Annotated in this window: 19 protein-coding genes and 1 pseudogene; 16 read left to right on the top strand and 4 right to left on the bottom strand. The window is 65.5% G+C overall.

Annotated features, from left to right (window positions below):
* Window positions 1-6: 6 nt before the first annotated feature.
* The 6 genes from pstS (at window position 7) to phoB (ending at window position 5,494) form a co-directional block, all read left to right on the top strand.
* Window positions 7-1,017 carry a phosphate ABC transporter substrate-binding protein PstS gene (pstS, locus tag ACVINW_RS07745; RefSeq protein WP_456750743.1) on the top strand — a complete coding sequence of 337 codons (1,011 nt, stop codon included), beginning with the start codon at window positions 7-9 and terminating at the stop codon, window positions 1,015-1,017.
* 246 nt (window positions 1,018-1,263) lie between these two features.
* A complete protein-coding gene (gene pstC / locus ACVINW_RS07740) occupies window positions 1,264-2,253 on the top strand; it encodes a phosphate ABC transporter permease subunit PstC (protein ID WP_456750742.1) in 990 nt (329 codons plus the stop codon).
* Window positions 2,254-2,257: 4 nt separating this feature from the next.
* A complete protein-coding gene (gene pstA / locus ACVINW_RS07735; RefSeq protein WP_456750741.1) occupies window positions 2,258-3,103 on the top strand; it encodes a phosphate ABC transporter permease PstA in 846 nt (281 codons plus the stop codon).
* Window positions 3,100-3,918: a phosphate ABC transporter ATP-binding protein PstB gene (pstB, locus tag ACVINW_RS07730; RefSeq protein ID WP_456750740.1), complete on the top strand. Its 819-nt coding sequence runs from the start codon at window positions 3,100-3,102 to the stop codon at window positions 3,916-3,918. The genes pstA and pstB overlap by 4 nt, the downstream gene beginning before the upstream one ends.
* 20 nt (window positions 3,919-3,938) lie before the next feature.
* Window positions 3,939-4,655: a phosphate signaling complex protein PhoU gene (phoU, locus tag ACVINW_RS07725; protein WP_024578984.1), complete on the top strand. Its 717-nt coding sequence runs from the start codon at window positions 3,939-3,941 to the stop codon at window positions 4,653-4,655.
* A 128-nt stretch (window positions 4,656-4,783) separates the two neighbouring features.
* The gene (gene phoB, locus ACVINW_RS07720; protein ID WP_016844067.1) at window positions 4,784-5,494 is read left to right on the top strand and encodes a phosphate regulon transcriptional regulator PhoB; all 711 of its coding nucleotides are present in this window, start codon (window positions 4,784-4,786) and stop codon (window positions 5,492-5,494) included.
* Window positions 5,495-5,765: 271 nt separating this feature from the next.
* Here the strand turns inward: phoB and ACVINW_RS07715 are convergent, their stop codons facing one another.
* Window positions 5,766-6,278: a GcrA family cell cycle regulator gene (locus tag ACVINW_RS07715; RefSeq protein ID WP_021076557.1), complete on the bottom strand. Its 513-nt coding sequence runs from the start codon at window positions 6,276-6,278 to the stop codon at window positions 5,766-5,768.
* A gap of 260 nt (window positions 6,279-6,538) precedes the next feature.
* A complete protein-coding gene (locus ACVINW_RS07710; RefSeq protein WP_456750739.1) occupies window positions 6,539-6,778 on the bottom strand; it encodes a hypothetical protein in 240 nt (79 codons plus the stop codon).
* Between ACVINW_RS07710 and ACVINW_RS07705 the strand changes: the two genes are divergently transcribed.
* The 3 genes from ACVINW_RS07705 (at window position 6,777) to ACVINW_RS07695 (ending at window position 10,137) form a co-directional block, all read left to right on the top strand.
* Window positions 6,777-7,979 (top strand): acetylornithine transaminase, encoded by a 1,203-nt coding sequence (locus tag ACVINW_RS07705; protein WP_456750738.1) that lies wholly within the window; start codon window positions 6,777-6,779, stop codon window positions 7,977-7,979. The genes ACVINW_RS07710 and ACVINW_RS07705 overlap by 2 nt on opposite strands.
* Window positions 7,979-8,905, top strand: a complete 927-nt coding sequence (gene argF / locus ACVINW_RS07700) for an ornithine carbamoyltransferase (RefSeq protein ID WP_456756333.1) — start codon at window positions 7,979-7,981, stop codon at window positions 8,903-8,905. Before ACVINW_RS07705 ends, argF begins: the two co-directional genes overlap by 1 nt.
* Before the next feature lie 230 nt (window positions 8,906-9,135).
* Entirely contained in the window at window positions 9,136-10,137 is a 1,002-nt protein-coding gene (locus ACVINW_RS07695) for an Hsp33 family molecular chaperone (RefSeq protein WP_456750737.1), read from the top strand.
* A gap of 7 nt (window positions 10,138-10,144) precedes the next feature.
* Here ACVINW_RS07695 and apaG read toward each other — a convergent pair whose 3' ends face one another.
* The gene (apaG, locus tag ACVINW_RS07690; RefSeq protein WP_456750736.1) at window positions 10,145-10,543 is read right to left on the bottom strand and encodes a Co2+/Mg2+ efflux protein ApaG; all 399 of its coding nucleotides are present in this window, start codon (window positions 10,541-10,543) and stop codon (window positions 10,145-10,147) included.
* Between the two features lie 295 nt (window positions 10,544-10,838).
* Here apaG and ACVINW_RS07685 point away from each other — a divergent pair, with 295 nt between their 5' ends.
* From ACVINW_RS07685 to ACVINW_RS07665, 5 genes and pseudogenes are all read left to right on the top strand, one after another.
* On the top strand, window positions 10,839-12,086 hold the full coding sequence (locus ACVINW_RS07685; protein WP_456750735.1) for an OpgC domain-containing protein: 1,248 nt from the start codon (window positions 10,839-10,841) through the stop codon (window positions 12,084-12,086).
* A complete protein-coding gene (locus ACVINW_RS07680) occupies window positions 12,083-12,856 on the top strand; it encodes an SGNH/GDSL hydrolase family protein (RefSeq protein ID WP_456750734.1) in 774 nt (257 codons plus the stop codon). The genes ACVINW_RS07685 and ACVINW_RS07680 overlap by 4 nt, the downstream gene beginning before the upstream one ends.
* Window positions 12,857-12,872: 16 nt before the next feature.
* A complete protein-coding gene (locus ACVINW_RS07675; protein WP_456750733.1) occupies window positions 12,873-13,889 on the top strand; it encodes an SGNH/GDSL hydrolase family protein in 1,017 nt (338 codons plus the stop codon).
* A gap of 227 nt (window positions 13,890-14,116) precedes the next feature.
* A complete protein-coding gene (gene glpK, locus ACVINW_RS07670) occupies window positions 14,117-15,619 on the top strand; it encodes a glycerol kinase GlpK (RefSeq protein WP_456750732.1) in 1,503 nt (500 codons plus the stop codon).
* A gap of 64 nt (window positions 15,620-15,683) precedes the next feature.
* Window positions 15,684-18,127, top strand: a pseudogene (locus ACVINW_RS07665) (penicillin acylase family protein).
* A 188-nt stretch (window positions 18,128-18,315) separates the two neighbouring features.
* On the opposite strand, the gene ACVINW_RS07660 reads toward ACVINW_RS07665, so the two are convergent.
* Window positions 18,316-18,597: a hypothetical protein gene (locus ACVINW_RS07660; RefSeq protein ID WP_456750731.1), complete on the bottom strand. Its 282-nt coding sequence runs from the start codon at window positions 18,595-18,597 to the stop codon at window positions 18,316-18,318.
* Window positions 18,598-18,745: 148 nt separating this feature from the next.
* Between ACVINW_RS07660 and ACVINW_RS07655 the strand changes: the two genes are divergently transcribed.
* Both ACVINW_RS07655 and ACVINW_RS07650 read left to right on the top strand, forming a co-directional pair.
* Window positions 18,746-19,339 (top strand): GNAT family N-acetyltransferase, encoded by a 594-nt coding sequence (locus tag ACVINW_RS07655; protein WP_456750730.1) that lies wholly within the window; start codon window positions 18,746-18,748, stop codon window positions 19,337-19,339.
* A 156-nt stretch (window positions 19,340-19,495) separates the two neighbouring features.
* Window positions 19,496-20,122 carry a glutathione S-transferase family protein gene (locus ACVINW_RS07650; RefSeq protein ID WP_456750729.1) on the top strand — a complete coding sequence of 209 codons (627 nt, stop codon included), beginning with the start codon at window positions 19,496-19,498 and terminating at the stop codon, window positions 20,120-20,122.
* Window positions 20,123-20,598: the final 476 nt, after the last annotated feature.

Below are 20,598 nucleotides of genomic sequence, written 5' to 3'. Positions count from 1 at the left end.
CACCCCATGAATTTCATCAAAGCAATCGTCGCTGCCGGCATGGTCGCCGCTTCGACGTCGGCCTTCGCTGCCGATATTACCGGCGCGGGCGCGACGTTTCCGTTCCCGATCTATTCGAAGTGGGCTGACGCCTACAAGAAGGACACCGGCAATGGCCTGAACTATCAGTCGATCGGTTCGGGCGCCGGCATCAAGCAGATCCAGGCCAAGACCGTGACCTTCGGCGCCACCGACGCGCCGCTCAAGGCCGAGCAGCTCGAGAAGGACGGCCTCGTGCAGTGGCCGATGGTGATGGGCGCGATTGTTCCGGTCGTGAACGTCGAAGGCATCAAGTCGGGCGATCTCGTGCTCTCGGGCGAAGTGCTCGGCGACATCTATCTCGGCAAGATCACCAAGTGGAATGACCCGGCGATCGCCAAGCTCAATCCGAAGCTGACCCTGCCGGCCGACGCGATCACCGTCGTGCGCCGTTCGGACGGTTCGGGCACCACCTTCAACTTCACCGACTACCTCTCCAAGTCGAACGCCGACTGGAAGTCCAAGGTCGGTTCCGGCACCGCGGTCGAGTGGCCGGTCGGCGTCGGCGCCAAGGGCAACGAAGGCGTTGCCGGCAACATCAGCCAGACCAAGAACGCGATCGGCTATGTCGAATACGCCTACGCCAAGCAGAACAAGCTGACCTACACCGCGCTGGTCAACAAGGCCGGCAAGACCGTGCAGCCGACCATCGCCGCCTTCCAGGCTGCCGCCTCGAATGCCGATTGGGCCAAGGCTCCCGGCTACTACGTCATCCTGACCGATCAGCCGGGCGAAGCCTCCTGGCCGATCACCGCGGCGACCTTCATCCTGATGCACAAGGACGCGACCGACAAGGCGGCCTCGCAGGAAGCGATCAAGTTCTTCAAATATGCCTTCGAGAAGGGTGGCAAGGCGGCCGAAGAGCTCGACTACATCCCGATGCCGGACTCGGTCGTCAAGCTGATCGAGAAGACCTGGTCCTCGGACATCAAGAGCTAAGTCCACCGCATCGGACAACGCCTGTGCCGCCTGTCGAGGGCGGCACAGGTTGAACGACCAAGCTGTTGAGCGATCAAGACCCGGGCTCCGATCACCGCGGCAACAAGCGCGGGAGGGGTCCGGGGTTCGCGCCTCCGGCAGGCGCGGCCGGAACGGTGCCGGGTCACAGGCGTCACTGGAGATCGCTTCGGGGCGTGGCGGTTTGCGTGGCTTTCACATAGTAAAGAGGGAATTGGCGTGGCAGACATGGCTGTTCAGGGCGATGTGATGGAAGCCGCGGGACCTTACGATCGCGCCAAGGCCCTCAGTGCCTTTAAGCTCGGTGATCTCACTTTCTATTGGATCACCCGCATCTCGGCGATCTCGGTCCTGTTGATCCTCGGCGGCATCATCCTGTCGCTGATCGTCGGCGCCTGGCCGGCAATGAAGGAATACGGCTTCGCCTTCCTCTGGACCCAGCGTTGGGCGCCCTCGGCCGATCCGCCGGTGCTCGGCGCGCTCGGCCCGATCTACGGTACGCTGATCACCTCGGTCATCGCCATGCTGATCGCGATCCCGGTCGGCATCGGCATCGCCGTGTTCCTCACCGAACTCTGCCCGCAGTGGCTGCGCCGCCCGATCGGCATCGCCATCGAGCTGCTCGCCGGCATCCCCTCCATCATCTACGGCATGTGGGGCTTCTTCGTGCTCGGCCCGTTCCTGGCCAACACGTTCCAGCCGTTCATGATCCGGATCTTCGAGGGCGTTCCGGTGCTGGGCGCGGTGTTCGCCGGCCCGCCGTCCTATCTCAGCCTGTTCAACGCGGCGCTGATCCTCGCCATCATGGTGCTGCCGTTCATCACCGCGATCTCGGTCGACGTGTTCAAGACCGTGCCGCCCGTGCTCAAGGAAGCCGCCTACGGCATGGGCTGCACCACCTGGGAAGTCGTCCGCAGCGTCGTGATCCCCTACACAAGGGTCGGCGTGATCGGCGGCATCATGCTGGCGCTCGGCCGCGCGCTCGGCGAAACCATGGCGGTGACCTTCATCATCGGCAACTCGTTCCGCATCTCGTCGTCGATCTTCGCGCCGGGCACCACGATCTCGGCGGCGATCGCTTCCGAATTCGCCGAGAGCGACGGCCTGCACCAGTCCGGCCTGATCCTGCTCGGCCTGTTGCTGTTCGTGCTGACCTTCTTCGTGCTCGCCGGCGCGCGGCTGATGCTGATGCGGCTCGAGAAGAAGGCGGGGAAGTGACGCCATGAACCCGATCTACAAATCCCGCCGCCGCAGCGACATCATCATCCGCACGCTCTGCGTCGGTGCGGCGCTGTTCGGCGTCACCTGGCTGGCGCTGATCCTGATCACGCTGCTCTACAACGGCCTTGCCGGCCTCAGCGTGCAGCTGTTCACCCAGAACACGCCGCCGCCGGGCTCGACCGACGGCGGTCTGCTCAACGCCATCGTCGGCTCGGTCATCATGACCGTAATCGGCGTCGGCATCGGCGCGCCGCTCGGCCTGTTCGCCGGCACCTACCTTGCCGAGTACGGCAAGCACGACAAGCTCACCTCGGTGATCCGCTTCATCAACGACATCCTGCTCAGCGCGCCGTCGATCATCATCGGCCTGTTCATCTATGGTGCGGTGGTGGTGCCGATGCGCGGCTTCTCGGCGATCGCAGGCAGTCTTGCGCTCGCCGTGATCGTGATCCCGGTCGTGCTGCGCACCACCGAGGACATGCTGCTGCTGGTGCCCAATCCGTTGCGCGAGGCGGCCTCCGCGCTCGGCCTGCCGCGTTCGCTGGTGATCAAGCGGATCGCTTATCGTGCTGCGCGTAGCGGCTTGATCACCGGCGTGCTGCTGGCGACCGCGCGTGTCGCCGGCGAGACCGCGCCGCTGCTATTCACCGCGCTGTCGAACCAGTTCTTCAGCTGGGATTTGACCAAGACGATGGCCAACCTGCCGGTGACCATCAACAACTTCGTGCAGAGCCCCTACGCCTACTGGAAGGAACTGGCGTGGAGCGGCGCACTGCTCATCACCTTCACCGTGCTCGCGTTGAATATCGGCGCGCGTATCCTTGGTGCCGAAAGGACCGCAAAATGACCGAGCTTTCCGTCTCCACGACTGTCGCGGGCCACGTTCCCCAGGTGCCGCTTCCGGACGCGCCGCCGAAAGTCACGGTGCGTAACCTCAATTTCTATTACGGCGAGCACCACGCGCTGAAGAACATCAACCTGACGCTCGGCACCAACCGCGTCACGGCGTTCATCGGACCGTCGGGCTGCGGCAAGTCGACCCTGCTGCGCATCTTCAACCGGATGTACGACCTTTATCCGGGCCAGCGCGCGGTCGGCCAGCTGATGCTGGACCAGACCAACATCCTCGATCCCAAGCTCGACCTCAATCTGCTCCGCGCGCGGGTCGGCATGGTGTTCCAGAAGCCGACGCCGTTCCCGATGACGATCTACGAGAACATCGCCTTCGGCATCCGCCTCTACGAGAAGATCTCGAAGTCCGAGATGGACGACCGGGTCGAGAAGGCGCTGCGCGGCGGCGCGCTGTGGAACGAGGTCAAGGACAAGCTGAACGCCTCCGGCCTGTCGCTGTCCGGCGGCCAGCAGCAGCGGCTGTGCATCGCGCGCACCGTGGCGGTGCGTCCCGAGGTGATCCTGTTCGACGAACCGTGCTCGGCGCTCGATCCGATCTCCACCGCCAAGGTCGAGGAGCTGATCCAGGAGCTCTCCGAGGATTACACGATCGCGATCGTCACCCACAACATGCAGCAGGCGGCGCGCGTCTCCGACAAGACCGCCTTCATGTATCTCGGCGAGCTGATCGAGTTCGACGACACCAACAAGATCTTCACCTCGCCGAGCGATCGACGCACCCAGGACTACATCACTGGCCGGTTCGGCTGACCGGGCTGAGGAGACAGATGATGGCTTCTGAACACACCGCCAAGGCATTCGACAGCGACCTGCAGGAGTTGACCCGCCTGGTCGCCGAGATGGGCGGCCTCGTCGAGCGGATGATCACCGAGTCGGTCGACGCGCTGATCCGGCGCGACGTCGCGCTCGGCAAGCGCGTGGTCGCCGCCGATATCGAGATCGACAATCTGCAGCGCGTCATCGAAGAGCGCGCGGTGCTGACGATCGCGCGGCGCCAGCCGATGGCGATCGATCTGCGCGAGATCGTCAGCGCGATGCGCGTCGCCACCGACCTCGAGCGGATCGGCGACCTCGCCAAGAACATGGGCAAGCGCGTCGCGGCGCTGGAGAGCGATTTCCAGCCGCTGAAGCTGATCCGCGGCCTGGAGCACATGACCGACCTCGTGCTGTCGCAGGTCAAGTCGGTGCTCGACGCCTATGCCGCGCACGATCTGCCGGCGGCGATGAACGTCTGGAAGGGCGACGAGGAGGTCGATGCGATCTGCACCTCGCTGTTCCGCGAGCTGCTCACCTACATGATGGAAGATCCGCGCAACATCTCGTTCTGCATCCATCTGATGTTCTGCGCCAAGAACATCGAGCGGATCGGCGATCACGCCACCAACATCGCCGAGACTGTGTTCTACATGATCGAAGGCCAGCAGATCACCGACAAGCGCCCGAAGGGCGACATGACCAATTTTGCCACCACTGTGCCGGGTAACTAGGACATCATCCGCACGCGCGGAACCGGATTGTCTTCGACAAGTCGTTTCCGCGGGGATTATGCTCAAGAAGCTAAGTGTTTCGGTTTGCGTCTGGGCAACAGATCACCACAGAGAAAGAACTTAGACCGATGAGCGCACGCATTCTGGTAGTCGAAGACGAGGAAGCGCTAACGACGCTGTTGCGCTACAACCTCGATGCGGAAGGCTACGATGTCGAAACGGTGGGGCGCGGCGACGATGCCGATACCCGCCTCAAGGAGCGCGTTCCCGACCTCGTGGTCCTCGACTGGATGCTGCCGGGCCTGTCCGGCATCGAGCTGTGCCGCCGCCTGCGGGCGCGGCCCGAGACCAAGCAGCTTCCGATCATCATGCTGACCGCGCGCGGCGAGGAGAGCGAGCGGGTGCGCGGTCTGGCCACCGGCGCCGACGATTACATCGTCAAGCCGTTCTCGGTGCCGGAGCTCCTGGCGCGGGTGAAGGGCCTGCTGCGCCGCGCGAGCCCGGAGCGGCTCGCCACCGTCCTGACCTATGGCGACATCGAGCTCGACCGCGAGAAGCGCCGCGTCGCGCGCTCGGGCCGTCCGATCGATCTCGGGCCGACCGAGTATCGGCTGCTCGAATTCTTCCTCGAGCATCCCGGCCGCGTGTTCAGCCGCGAGCAGCTGCTCGACAGCGTCTGGGGCCGCGACATCTACATCGATGAGCGCACCGTCGACGTCCATATCGGCCGCCTGCGCAAGCTGCTCAATCCGGGCCGCGAGCAGGATCCGATCCGCACCGTGCGCGGCGCCGGCTACGCGCTCGACGACCGCTTCGCGAAAGCCGAGCCGCAGCCGTAAGTCGCCTTTCCGGCGAGAGCCGTCATCGTCATTGCGAGCGGAGCGAAGCAATCCATCGCGCCACGAGCGGCGGCTCGTTATCGCGTGAGGTGAGCACACTGTCCGGCTCCCTCCCTCCTTGCGGGGGAGGGTGGGGAGGGGCGCGTGTGCTCACCTTACGTCGCGCAGTGCGCTTGACCTGGGCTATGTGCCCTTGATGTTCATTCGCTCACAAAAAATCCCCGCTTGTGCGGGGATTTGTTTTTCAGGTCTTCCGTAGTTTTCCCGAGGGCTACTTGATCTGCGGCTTCGCCGACGGCCGGCGGCGATCGGCGGCGGGCTGGTAGGCGACGCGGGAATGATGCGCGCAATAGGGCAGGCCGGCGAGCGCCTTGCCGCCGCAGAAGAAGAATTCCGGGCTCGAGGGATCGCCGACCGGCCAGTGACAGGTGGCCTCGTTGAGTTCGAGCAGCGACAGCCGCTGGCTCATCGGCACCACGTTGTCGAACGAGATCGGATCGGGCTCCATCTCGACCTCGAAGGCGTGCGCGAGCGCGGTGTTGCCGCGCGAGACCGGGCGCGCCACTCGCATCATGTGCTGGGCGGGGCGCGCCTTGCGCTGCCGCGGCGCCGCCGTGGAGGGTGCCTTGGCGCGGCCGGAGAGGCCGAGCCGGTGCACTTTGCCGATCACGGCGTTTCGCGTCACATTGCCAAGTTCCGCTGCGATCTGGCTGGCCGAAAGGCCAGACTCCCAGAGCTTCTTCAGCTGCTCGACGCGATCGTCGGACCAGGTCAATACCGTCATCGCATTCTTCCTTTCGCATGGCGCCGGCCAGTCATTGGAGCGGCGCTGCGAGCCAAATCTGGACAAATATCCCTGCGGCCAGAATCCCTTAGCCCTCGCCGGGCGCGGTGTTGCGCCCGAACGTTTACGCGAGACACAAAGGCTACTTAGAGGGTCCAGTACTGCCGCACGAGATGTCGTACCCGACAGGCCAAACGCTACAATATGGCGTGACTCTGGCGCAAGAGTCCGCGGCCGTGCGTCCACATGTTCCGACAAAGTTAAGCATTGCTGTGAGGCTTTTCCACCGCACCGGAATGCTCCGGATTGCGCTCGTTCGGCAGCGCAGGAAGCCCGGCAAAGGACCGGCTCCTGGCGATTGACACGGACCCGCCGCAGCATAGAATGTTGCCCACGTGCCGCCCGCAAAGGCGGCCGTTTTGTTTTCCGAAGCTGGCCGTTGCTGCGCTGGCGTCAAGGCGCGCGGCAATTGTCGGCTTCAAACCGGCAGTGAACGCCATGACCAACGCCTCGTCGCATCTGCTTCCCGTCTTCGCCAGGGTCGATCTCGGCTTCGAGCGCGGTGAGGGCGCCTGGCTGATCGCAACCAACGGCGACCGCTATCTCGATTTCACCTCGGGCGTCGCCGTCAACGCGCTCGGGCATGCGCATCCGCATCTGGTGAAGGCGCTGCAGGAACAGGCGACCAGGCTCTGGCACATGTCGAACCTGTTCAAGAGCCCGGACGGCGAGGTGCTCGCCGCGCGGCTGTGCGAGCAGAGCTTCGCCGACTTCGTGTTCTTCTGCAATTCCGGCGCGGAGGCGATGGAGGGCGTGATCAAGCTGGTCCGCCACTATCACTTCTCCAAGGGCCATGGCGAGCGCTACCGCATCATCACCTTCGAAGGCGCCTTCCATGGCCGCACGCTGGGCACGCTGGCCGCGACCGGCGCGGCGAAATATCTCGAAGGCTTTGGCCCGCCGATGGACGGCTTCGACCAGGTGCCGCATGGCGACATCGAGGCGGTGAAGAAGGCGATCGGCCCGCACACCGCCGGCATCCTGATCGAACCGGTGCAGGGCGAGGGCGGGGTGCGCTCGGCGCCGCAGGCGTTCTTCAAGGCGCTGCGTGCGCTGTGCGACGAACATGGCCTGCTGCTGGCGTTCGACGAGGTGCAGACCGGCATGGGCCGTACCGGCGATTTGTTTGCCTACAAGCGCACCGGCGTCACGCCGGACGTGATGTCGCTCGCGAAGGCGCTCGGCGGCGGCTTCCCGATCGGCGCGGTGCTGGCGACCGCGAAAGCGGCCGAAGGCATGGCGCCGGGCTCGCACGGCTCGACCTTTGGCGGCAATCCGCTGGCGGTCGCCGCCGCCAATGCCGTGCTCGACGTCATGCTGAAGCCCGGCTTCTTCGAGCATGTGCAGAAGATGTCGCTGCTGCTCAAGCAGAAGCTCGCCTCCGTGGTCGACCGCTATCCCGGCGTGCTGTCGGAAGTGCGCGGCGAGGGCCTCTTGATCGGCGTCAAGGCCGTGGTGCCGTCGGGCGACCTGATCGCCGCGCTGCGCAGCGAGAAGCTGCTCACGGTCGGTGCCGGCGACAACGTGGTCCGGTTCCTGGCGCCCCTGATCGTGACGGAAGCCGAGATCGACCAGTCGATCGTCTCGCTCGAGCGTGCCTGCGCGACATTGTCGGCAGCGCAGCCGAGGAAGGCCGGATGATGAGCAAGCCGGTCCGTCACTTCCTCGACATCAACGAGCTGCCGCTCGCCGAGCTGCGCAACATGCTGTCCGCCGGCGCCGCCATGAAGGCGAAGCTGAAGGCGCATGAGAAGGGCAAGAAGCCGCTCGAGGGCAAGACGCTGGCGATGATCTTCGAGCGCCCGTCGACCCGCACCAGGGTGTCGTTCGACGTCGGGATGCGCCAGCTCGGCGGCGAATCCATCATGCTGACCGGCGCCGAGATGCAGCTTGGCCGCGGCGAGACCATCGCCGACACCGCGCGCGTGCTGTCGCGCTATGTCGATGCGATCATGATCCGCATCCTCAACCATGACGCGCTGCTCGAGCTCGCCGCCCACGCCACTGTTCCCGTCATCAACGGCCTGACCCGGCGTTCGCATCCCTGCCAGGTGATGGCGGATCTCATGACCTATGAGGAGAACCGCGGCTCGATCGAGGGCAAGACGGTGGCCTGGACCGGCGACGACAACAACGTGCTGGCGTCCTGGGCGCATGCCGCCGAGCGGTTCAAGTTCCAGCTCAATGTCGCGACCCCACCGGAGCTGTCGCCGAAGAAGCCGATGCGCGACTGGATCAAGGCGACCAATGCCCCGATCATGCTCGGCACCGATCCGGAAGCCGCCGTCCGCGGCGCCGACTGCGTCGTCACCGACACCTGGGTGTCGATGGGCGACAAGGAGGGCGAGCACCGCCACAACGTGCTGCGGCCCTATCAGGTCAATGCCAAGCTGATGTCGCTCGCCAAGCCGGACGCCCTGTTCATGCACTGCCTGCCCGCGCATCGCGGCGAGGAGGTCACCGACGAGGTGATCGACGGGCCGCAATCCGTGGTGTTCGACGAGGCGGAAAACCGCCTGCATGCGCAGAAGGGCATCCTGGCCTGGTGCTTTAACGAAGTCGCGTAAGGCGCAGGTCAGTGAGTGTTGTCGTCCCGGGCAAGCGAAGCGCGACCCGGGACCCATAACCACCGATGGAAATTTTGCGAAAGCTGGGGCCACAGCTTGATGCAGCAACTCACATCGGTGGTTATGGGTCCCTGCTCCCGTGCGCAATTGCGCACTAGGCAGGGACGACGTCGATCCTCGGTGTGCTGAACCCCTTTCGTTTCACGGTCCGAGACCCCAGATAGAGCGCCATGGTTTCACAATCCCCCGACATCAAAATCACGCCCGAGGCGCCGGTCCGCGCGCCGTCTGCGGTTCCTGTCGACGATGCCGTGCTGGCCTTCGAGGTCGGCGCGCTGGATTTGCGCGGCCGGCTGACCCGGCTCGGCCCGGCCCTCGACGAGATCCTGCACAAGCACGATTATCCGCCTGCCGTCGGCAAGCTGCTCGGCGAGGCGATCGTGCTGACCACGCTGCTCGGCTCGTCGGTCAAGTTCGAAGGTCGCTTCATCCTGCAGACCCGGACCGAAGGTCCGGTGTCGCTCCTGATCGTCGATTTCCAGGCGCCCGACCGGCTGCGTGCCTATGCGCGCTACGACGCGGCGCAGCTCAAGCCGGGGCAGACCTCGGGCGAGCTGCTCGGCAAGGGCCACCTTGCGATGACGATCGATCAGGGCTCCAACACCAGCCGCTACCAGGGGCTGGTCGCGCTCGACGGCGGCGGCCTCGAAGAGGCGGCGCACGAATATTTCCTGCGCTCGGAGCAGATCCCGACCCGGGTGCGGCTTGCGGTCGGCGAGGAGATGCGCGGCGGCGAGGGCGGCAAGCTGCACTGGCGCGCCGGCGGCATCCTGCTGCAATTCCTGCCCAAGGCGCCCGAGCGCGCCAAGCAGGCCGATCTGCACCCCGGCGACGCGCCGGAGGGCACGGTCACGCATTCGGTGCCGGATGACGACGCCTGGGTCGAGGGCCAGTCGCTGATCTCGACGGTCGAGGACGTCGAGCTGATCGATCCGGATCTCTCCGGCGAGCGGCTGCTGTACCGCCTGTTCCACGAACGCGGCGTCCGCGTCTTCAACCCGCAACCGCTGCGCGCGCAGTGCTCCTGCTCGCGCGATGCGGTGTCCTCGATGCTGAAGAGCTTTGCGCCGAACGATCGTGCCGAGATGGTCAAGGACGGCAAGGTCGTCGTGACCTGCGAGTTCTGCTCGTCGGTGTACGAGTTCACGCCGGAAGAGGCTGGCGTGGAGTAGGCGCGCTTCAGTTCAGCACCCGCTTGCCGTCCGGGCTCGGGCTGTCCAGCGAGAACGTCGGCACGTCGATCTCGAAGCGCTCGCCGGCCTCGGTCACCATCTGGTAGCTGCCGGTCATGAAGCCGGACGCGGTCGGCAGCGGCACGCCGCTCGTGTATTCGAAGCGCTCGCCGGGCGCGAGCACCGGCTGCTCGCCGACCACGCCTTCGCCGCGCACCTCCTGGCGGCGGCCGGTGGCGTCGGTGATGATCCAGTGCCGGGTCCGCAGCTGCACCGTTTCCGTCCCCGAATTGACGATCACGATCCTGTACGACCAGAAATATTCGCGCCGGTCGATCGACGAGCGCTCCGGCATGAAGTTGGGCTCGACGGTGACTTCGATTTGACGGGTAATGGCGCGATACATACGGCTCAATCCGATGGTCTCAGTGCAAAACCCGCGTTCGATCGGATCATGCGCAAACAGGGGCCTATCATAGCCAATTGGTCAGCCGGAACCAATCGCCTGCCGGACTTGAAAAGCCGGGCTTGAAAGGCCGGAATTGGGGGCGTCCGTTCATCGCGGTTTCAACATAGTTCCGCTTTAAGGCGCGGCCGCATGTCGCCGCGCGTTGGGTCGGCAAGGCTTTCTCAGGAAGTCGCGGACCGATATTATCTTTTCAGCTGGGCAGGCGGGGCGTCCGCGCCCGACACGGTGTTTGATGAGCTCGATTGCCGATCCCATAGCCGGTACGCCGGCGGCTGACGCCAAAGCCGAGGTCAAGGCGAAAGTGGCCGCGCCCGCGATCACGCTGCCGGCGGCCGGCGAGCGCGAGCTCAGGCTCGACCTGTTCCGCGGGCTCGCGTTGTGGCTGATCTTCATCGATCACCTGCCGACCAATCTTCTGACCTGGCTGACGATCCGCAATTACGGGTTCTCCGACGCCACCGAGATCTTCATCTTCATCTCCGGCTACACCGCGGCCTTCGTCTATGGCCGGGCGATGCTCGAGGGCGGCTTCGTGATCGCGACCGCGCGCATCCTGCGCCGGGTCTGGCAGATCTATGTCGCGCATGTCTTCCTGTTCACGATCTTCCTCGCCGAGATCTCCTATGTGGCGACCTCGTTCGAGAACCCGCTCTACTCGGAAGAGATGGGGATCATGGACTTCCTCAAGCAGCCCGACGTCACCATCGTGCAGGCGCTGCTGCTGCGCTTCCGCCCGGTCAACATGGACGTGCTGCCGCTCTATATCGTCTTGATGCTGTTCCTGCCGCTGATCCTGTGGCTGATGAAGTGGAAGCCCGACGTCACGCTCGGCCTGTCGGTCCTGCTCTACGCGCTGACCTGGCAGTTCGACCTGTATCTCTCGGCCTATCCGAACGGCTTCTGGGCGTTCAATCCGTTCGCCTGGCAATTGCTGTTCGTGTTCGGCGCCTGGTGCGCGCTCGGCGGCGCGCGGCGGATGTCGCGCATCCTGTCGTCGAACATCACGATGTGGATCTGCATCGTCTATCTGGTCGCGGCGTTCTTCGTGACGCTGACCTGGTACGTGCCGCAGCTCGGCCACATCATGCCGAAGCTCATCGAGCAATGGATGTATCCGATCAACAAGACCGACCTGGACGTGTTGCGGTTCGCGCACTTCCTGGCGCTCGCGGCCCTCACCGTGCGCTTCTTGCCCCGGGATTGGCCGGGCTTGAAATCGCGCTGGCTGCGACCTTTGATCCTGTGTGGCCAGCATTCGCTTGAGATATTCTGCCTCGGGGTATTCCTTGCCTTCGCCGGTCACTTCGTGCTTGCCGAAGTCTCCGGCGGTGCCGCACTGCACGCCTTGATCAGCGTCTGCGGCATCCTCATCATGTGCGGCATGGCGTGGATTATCTCGTGGTACAAGCACTCCGCCGACAAAGGCGCCTCGAAAAAAGGTGCCGTCGGCAACGCCGATCTGGCGGGAGGGGGAGCATGAAGTCCGCGCGGACGATGCTGGGCCTGCTGCTGCTGGCCGCCTGTTTGGCGGCAGCGCCCGCGCACGCCGGCGACAACCCCGAGCCGGCACCACCGGCACCGCCCTGCGACGTGCCGGCCTATCTGCTGACAAGTGAGAGCTCGCTGCCGAAGGTCGCCGATGCGGTGAAGGCCAACCGGCCGCTCAACGTGCTGGTGGTCGGCAGCCGCTCCTCGACCATCCCCGGCAACGAGCCCAGCGCCTATCCGGCCACGCTGCAGGCGGCGCTGAAAGAGGCATTTCCGACGGCGACCATCGATCTATCCGTAGAATTACAGGGAAAGAGCACCGCCGAGGAGACCGCAGGAACCCTTGTTAAGCTTGTTGAAGCAAAAAAGCCTACTTTGGTTATCTGGCAGACCGGCACGGTCGATGCTATGCGAGCAGTCGATCCTGACGATTTCCGCACCGCCATCAACGACGGCGTTGTTGCGTTGCGGGGCGCCGGGACCGACGTGGTGCTGGTCAACCTGCAATACAGCCCGCGTACGGAGACCATGATCTCTGCACCGCCATATCTCGACAACATGAAGGTGGTGGCGCAGCAGCACGACGTTCCGCTGTTCGACCGGTTCGCGATCATGAAGCAGTGGAGCGACGCCGGATATTTTGACCTGTTCAGCACCTCGCATGGTGTCGACCTGGCCAAGAAGGTTCACGCCTGTCTCGGCCGCGCCCTTGCGAAATTCGTGATCGATGCGGCCCATCTGGGCCCGGTGCAGCAGAATTAGAGGAAGCAGAGTTGTGATGCGTTTTGCCTTCCCTTTTCGCGCTTCGCAGGCGCGGAGCCTGTGCGTCGCGGCCGTGCTGGCGCTGCTCGCGCCGCTTGCGGTCGAGCCGTCGCGCGCGCAGACCGGCCAGGCCGACCAGCACGCGGCGCTGTCGCCCGGTGCCAAGGCCGCAAGATCTGATCTGACAAAGCCTGACTCCGCGAAGCCCGCCGTGATCGCCGCCGATACGACCGACCCGCAACCGGGCGTCGCCGCCAAGGCGCTCGACAAGGTCAAGCAGGTCGCGAAGTCGGCCAGCGACATCTTCCATCGCGTGCCCTGTCATCAGCCGACCGGCGTGCCGAACACCACCGGTTCGCTGCCGCATGTCGCGGCCAAGCTCGCGGCGGGCAAGCCGGTCGTGATCATCGCGTTCGGCTCGTCCTCGACCCAGGGCTACGGCTCGTCGTCGCCGGAATTCACCTACCCGAACCGCCTCGCCGCGCAACTGCGCCGGCAGTATCCCTCCGCCGACATCACCGTGCTCAATCGCGGCAAGGGCGGCGAGGACGCACCCGAGATGATGAAGCGGTTGCAGACCGAAGTGATCGACATGCATCCCGACATGGTGATCTGGCAGGTCGGCACCAATGCGGTGCTGCGCAACCTCGATCCCACCGAGACCGCCAAGGAGATCGAGGACGGCGTCGCGCGCATCCAGGCGGACGGTGCCGATCTCGTGCTGGTCGATCCGCAATATTCGCCGCGCGTCACCGAGCGTCCCGAAAGCGCGCGCGGCATGGTCAAGCTGCTCGGGCGCATCGCCGCGCTGCGCCATGTCGGCATCTTCCCGCGCTTCGAGGTGATGCGCGACTGGCACGAGAAACAGGCGATCCCGATCGACGATTTCGTCATCGCCGACGGCCTGCACATGAACGACTGGGGCTATGCCTGCTTCGCCCAGCTGCTCGGCGACGACATCATCCGCTCGGTCGGCGCGATCAAGATCGGCGTCAACGTCCCGGCCGACGTGCGCACCTACCGGCCGATGTGATCAGTTGGTCTTCTCTCAATCCGTCACCCTGAGGAGGCCGCGTAGCGGCCGTCTCGAAGGGGACGGCCCGGCTGGTGGCCGTGCATCCTTCGAGGCTCGCAAGAGCTCGCACCTCATCAGGATGACGGGCTTGATACGTTCGCAACGCCACACTCACCAGCAAGCTTGACCTCGCCGCGGTAATCCGCTCCCTTGGCGCCTGTTACCAAGCCTCAAGGGAAACGCTCATGTCTTTCGTGCTGGCCATCGATCAGGGCACCACATCGTCGCGCGCCATGGTGTTTCGCAGCGACATTTCCATCGCCGCGGTCGCGCAACAGGAGTTTCCGCAGCATTTCCCCGCCTCCGGCTGGGTCGAGCACGAGCCGGAGGACATCTGGACCTCGACGGTGATGGTCTGCCGCGAGGCGCTGGAGAAGGCCGGGCTGAAGGCGAAAGACATCGCTGCGATCGGCATCACCAACCAGCGCGAGACCACCGTGGTGTGGGACCGCGCCACCGGACAAGCCGTGCACCGCGCCATCGTCTGGCAGGACCGCCGCACCGCCGACATCTGCGCCAGATTGAAGAGCGAAGGCCATGAGCCGGCGATCTCGGCGAAAACCGGACTGATCATCGACCCCTATTTCTCCGGGACGAAAGTCGCCTGGATCCTCGATCACGTGCCGGGCGCGCGCGAGCGCGCCGAGCGCGGCGAGCTCCTGTTCGGCACCGTCGACTGCTATCTGTTGTGGCGGCTCACCGGCGGCCGGGTGCACGCGACAGATGCCACCAACGCCTCACGCACGCTGCTGTTCAACATCCACACCGGCGCGTGGGACGACGATCTCATCAATCTGCTCCGCGTGCCGCGCTCGATGCTGCCCGAAGTGAAGGATTCCTCGGCCCGGTTCGGCGAGAGCACCGCCGACCTGTTCGGCGGCCCGATCGCGATCTCGGGCATTGCCGGCGACCAGCAGGCCGCGACCATCGGCCAGGCCTGCTTCGAGCCCGGCATGATGAAGTCGACCTACGGCACCGGCTGCTTCGCGCTGCTCAACACCGGCACCACGCCGGTGGCCTCGAAGAACAAGCTGCTCACCACCATCGCCTATCAGCTCAATGGCCAGCGTACCTACGCGCTGGAAGGCTCGATCTTCGTCGCCGGCAGCGCGGTGCAGTGGCTGCGCGACGGCCTCGGCATCATCAAGCACGCCGCCGAGACCGGCCCGCTTGCCGACAAATCCGACTCGATGCAGAGCGTCTATCTGGTGCCGGCCTTCGTCGGCATGGGCGCGCCGTACTGGAATCCGCGTGTGCGCGGCGCGCTGTTCGGGCTGACCCGCAACACCGGACCGGCCGAACTCGCGCATGCGACCTTGGAGAGCGTCTGCTACCAGACCTTCGACCTGTGGGCCGCGATGCGCACCGACTGGCCGGAGGCGAACGCCGCCAACACGGTGCTGCGCGTCGACGGCGGCATGACCGCGTCGGACTGGACCATGCAGCGGCTCGCCGACCTGCTCAACGCGCCGGTCGATCGCCCGATGATCCAGGAGACCACGGCACTCGGCGCCGCCTATCTCGCCGGCCTCGATGCCGGCGTCTATCCGGAGCCCGCGAAATTCGCCGACAATTGGCGGCTCGAGCACCGCTTCCGGCCGGCGATGAGCGAGGCGACCCGCGACCGCAAGCTCGCCGGCTGGGCCCGCGCGGTGAAAGGCGTGCTGGCGAGCGACGAGGGGGAGTAGCGCGCGGGCAGGAAAATTCCGGCTCAAGTCTCGCAACCAAAAACAACAACCATCGGAGAACAAGATGAACACGGATCTCAACCGCGTCACCAAGCTACTCACCGCCGCGCTCTGCGCCGCGATGCTCGCCGCGCCCGCCACCGCCCGCGAAAAACCGAGCCCGCTGGTTGCGGCGCGCGAGGTCAAGACCGACGTCGCCGGGCTGACGGCGCCGGGACAGATCCTGGTCGATGTCTGGGGCATCCCGCATATCTATGCCGGCAACGAGCACGACCTGTTCTTCCTGCAGGGCTTCAACGCCGCGCGCGACCGGCTCTGGCAGATCGATCTCTGGCGCAAGCGCGGCCTCGGCCTGCTGGCGAAGGACTTCGGCCCGGCCTATGCCGAGCAGGACAAGGCGCTGCGCCTGTTCCTCTATCGCGGCGACATGAATGCGGAATGGGCTGCCTATGGCCCGAAGGCGAAAACCTACGCCGAGGCGTTCGTCGCCGGCGTCAACGCGTATGTCGCCGACGTCAACGCGGGCAAGCGTCCGCTGCCGATCGAGTTCAGGATCGCGGGCACCAAGCCCGACCCGTGGTCGGCCGAGGATGTGGTGCGCGTCCGCAGCCACGGTCTCACGCGCAACGTCGCCTCCGAGGTGAAGCGGTCGCTGGTGGCCTGCGCCGCCGGCCTCGATGCCGATCGCTTCCGCGTCAAGCTGGAGCCGGCCTGGACCACCAGGATCCCCGACGGCCTCGACCCGTGCAGCGTGCCAAAGGCGTGCTCGCGGCCTACGACCTCGCCACCCGCCCGGTCAAGTTCGCGGCGCCGAAGGATCAGAAGGCCGCGCTGGCGCATGATCCCGACACATTCCTCGCCGAAGCCGATCAGCAGCGCGACACCATCGGCTCCAACAATTGGGTGATCGCGGCCGCGCGCACCGCGACCGGGCGTCCGATCCTCGCCAACGATCCGCATCGCGAACATTCGGTGCCGTCGCTGCGCTACATCGTCGGCCTCAACGCGCCCGGCATCTCCGTGATCGGCGCCGGCGAGCCGGCGCTGCCGGGCATCTCGATCGGCCATAACGACACCATCGCGTTCGGGCTGACCATCTTCAACGTCGACCAGGAAGACCTCTACGTCTACGAGCTCAACCCCGACAACCCGAACCAGTATCGTTACGGCACGGGCTGGGAGGACATGCGCATCGTGCACGAGACGGAGCAGGTCAAGGGCGAAGCCGACCGCGACCTGGAGCTGAAGTTCACCCGCCACGGTCCGGTGATCTTCGTCGACGCCGACAAGAAGCATGCGTTTGCCGTGCGCTCGATCTGGTTCGAGCCGGGCACCTCGGCCTATTTCGGCTCCTCCGACTACATGACCGCGAAGTCGTGGAACGGTTTTCTCGGCGCGATGCGGCGCTGGGGCGCGCCGTCGGAGAACCAGGTCTATGCCGACACGTCGGGCAATATCGGCTGGGTCGCCGCCGGCAAGACGCCGCGCCGCACCAGTTTCGACGGGCTGATGCCGGTGCCGGGCGACGGCCGCTACGAATGGCAGGGCTTTCTGTCGCTCGACGAGCTGCCGAAGCTCTACCAGCCGAAGCAGGGCTTCATCGCCACCGCCAATCAGATGAATCTGCCGGCGGATTATCCGGTCAATGAGCGCCGGGTCGGCTTTGAATGGTCCGACAGCGCGCGCTGGCAGCGCATCACCGAGGTGCTGGAGAAGAACGGCAAGGTGACGCTGGCGGACGCGATGGCGTTGCAGAACGACGACACCGGCATGCTCGCGCGCCGCCTTCTCGCGCTGCTGAAGCCGCTCACGTCGGACGATGCCAACGTCAAGAAGGGCCTCGAGCTGCTCAAAGCGTGGGATGCCCGCGACACTGAGGACAGCGCTGCGGCTGCGGTCTACGAGGTCTGGATCGCCAACCATCTCGGCCCGGTGCTGCTCAAGACCACGGCGCCGAAGGCGGCTCAGCTGATCGCGCCGGAGGCGTCGAGCATTTCTGCCATCGTCGGCTATCTCGAAAAGCCCGATGCCGCGCTCGGCAGCGATCCCGCCGGCGAGCGCGACCGCGTGCTGCGCGACAGCCTCGGCGCGGCCGTCGCCGATGTCATCGACAAGCTCGGGGGCGATGCGTCGATGTGGCGCTGGGGTCGCCTGCATGTCGCGCAGTTCAATCACGCGTTGATGCCGCTCGCCGACAAGGCGACCGCAGCGCAGATGCAGGTCGGTCCGCTCGCCTTCGGCGGCGCCGCCAACGTGCCGCGCGCCGCCACCTATCGCCACTCCGACTATCATCTGCTCTCCGGCGCCTCGTTCCGCATGGTGCTCGATGTCGGCAATTGGGATGCGAGCCGCACCATCAACACCCCAGGCCAATCCGGCGATCCCTTCAGCGGCCACTACCGCGACCTCGCGCCGCTCTGGGCCACCGGCCAGTATGTGCCGCTGCTCTACAGCCGAGGCGCGGTGGAAGCGGCGACGGCAGAGGCGATCACGCTGACGCCGAGGTGAGAGGCGAGTATGTCTCGCTGGCCGCTCCACAAACTCCGCCGTCGTCCCGGCGAAGGCCGGGGACCCATAACCACGAATCTCGGTTGGGTTGCACACGGCGGCCCCAGCGTGCCTCATCACTCACATTCGGGGGTAATGGGTCGCGGCCCGCGCCGGGACGACAGTGAATGTGTGGAAGCGTCTCCGCTCTACCCCGTCTGCTTCTCCTGCACCTCCAGCATCGCGCGCAATGTATCGTCGCTGAGCTTGCCGTGCGGCGAGGGCACGCGTCGCACGACGGTCTCGATCGGGCGCGCGTGCTGCGGAACGACTGGAGCGCTGTGCACCGGCGCCCCGTCATCGATGTCGGTGGCCGCATCAGCCGCGCCCGCACCATAGGCATAACCGACGCCGCGCCGGCGCCGCGTGGGCTTCGGCTTCGGTGGCGGCGGCGTAGTGATGATCGGCGGCAGCGCGTGATGGCGCGACACGGTGGTTGCTCCGGTGGCCTCTGCACATCGAGCGCCTGATTCGCCAAATCACCCACTGACAAATCGGTAACATTGTTACGCGGCGTTGCATTGCATCTGCCGCGACATGCGAATATCTCCGGCCGACACGCAGAAACAAAGGTCCTCAATGCTGCTGCCCGACGGTTACTCCGACATCCCTCCCGTCAAGATCGCCGCCGTCGTCACACATCTGGAAATGACCGCGCGCCCGCCGCGGCGCGACGATCCGCCCGGCGCGTGGCGCCTGCGCAAGGTCAAGCCGCCTGCGCTCGATTGGTATCGCGATCTCTACCGTCGCGTCGGCGAGCAGTGGCTGTGGTTCACCCGCACCGGGCTCGACGACGCCGATCTCGCCTCGCGGATCCACGGGCCCGGCATCGAGCTCTACGGGCTCGTGGTCGATGGCGAGGACGAAGGCCTGCTCGAGCTCGATTTCAGCGTGGCCGGCGAATGCCAGCTGCTCTATTTCGGCGTCACCGCGAAATTCATCGGCACCGGCGCCGCGCGCTTCCTGATGAACCGCGCGCAGGAGATCGCCTGGTCGCGCGACATCGGCCGCTTCTGGGTGCACACCTGCACCTTCGATCATCCCTCGGCGATCGCGTTCTACCAGCGCTCCGGCTTCCGCCCGTTCCTGCGGCAGATCGAGGTGGCGGATGATCCGAGGCTCGACGGCAAATTGCCGCGCGATGCGGCAGGGCACGTGCCGGTGATTGGATAGCTTGTCACGCAGACCGGCTCATGATCCGGTTGCAATGCGGCGCAAGCCATCTACGATGGTGCAAAGCGCAACCTTTGACCCGGCTTGGCCGCCACACCTTGAAAGCCCTGCTTTCGAGCGCAGTGGCCTGCCGCGGCATGACGGACGAGATGACAGATGTTCCTGATCGGCCAGTACGACTCGCCCTTTGTCCGCCGCACCGCGATCGCGCTGCGGCTTTATGGCTTGCCGTTCGAGCACAAGCCGTGGTCGACCTTCGGCGATGCCGAGAAGGTCGCGGCCTATAATCCGGTGCAGCGGGTGCCGACGCTGGTGCTCGATGACGGCGAGGCGCTGATCGAGAGCAGCGCGATCCTGGATTATCTCGACGAGCTGGTCGGGCCGGAGAAGGCGATGCTGGCGCGCTCGGGGCCCGAGCGGCGCAAGCATCTGCGCATCATGGCGCTGGCGACCGGGCTCGCCGACAAGGCGGTGAGTCTGGTTTACGAGCGCGTGCTGCGCAAGGAGCAGCTCAAGCTGTGGGTCGAGCGCTGCGAGGGGCAGATCTCGCGCGTGCTCACGGTGCTGGAGCAGGAACGCGCGGCGGTGCCGTCGCCTTATTGGTTGGGCGATCGGATCGGCCACGCCGACATCGCGGTGGCCTGCGCGCTGCGCTTCACCGGCGAAGCGCATCCACATCTGTTCGACACGCGCTATCCGGCGCTCACGGCCCACGCCGCGCGCTGCGAAGCGCTGCCGCCGTTCCAGGAGATCGTGCAGCCGCTGGCGCCGCCGAAGGGGTAGGGCGTATCGCGGAGCTCCCTGCTTTCGTCATTCCGGGGCTCGCCGAAGGCGAGAGCCCGGAATCCAATCATCCGCGGAGTCTGCGGCCTGATGGATTCCGGGCTCGTGCTTCGCACGCCCCGGAATGACGAGGGGAGAGAGGTGCGACAAAACAACCCGACGGGCAACTCAGCAAAACGCGTCAAGTGCCGGCGTTGAAAATATTTCGCTTTATCCGAAGCGCAATTCGGTGTATGAATAGCCCGTCTCGCCCGACACGAGGGGCGCTTCGCGGTCGTCACGAACGCGGGTCGAGATGCGGTGGACGCCGATTGTGCAGTCGACGAATGCGCATGAAGCGGACAGCGAAGTCGTGCAGGCCTGACGCCCTAGCGGTAGGTGTCTCTTCCGATTGCGCAGGGCGCGTTGTGAAGACGGTGACAACAAAGCCAAGTCTCGCCGGGGAGAGCACGTATAAGCCGTAAGCCATCGCGCAG

The organism is Bradyrhizobium sp. USDA 4461, assembly GCF_054055655.1.
The sequence above is the reverse complement of the archived record's forward strand: the minus strand, read 5'-3'. Positions and strand labels throughout refer to the sequence as shown.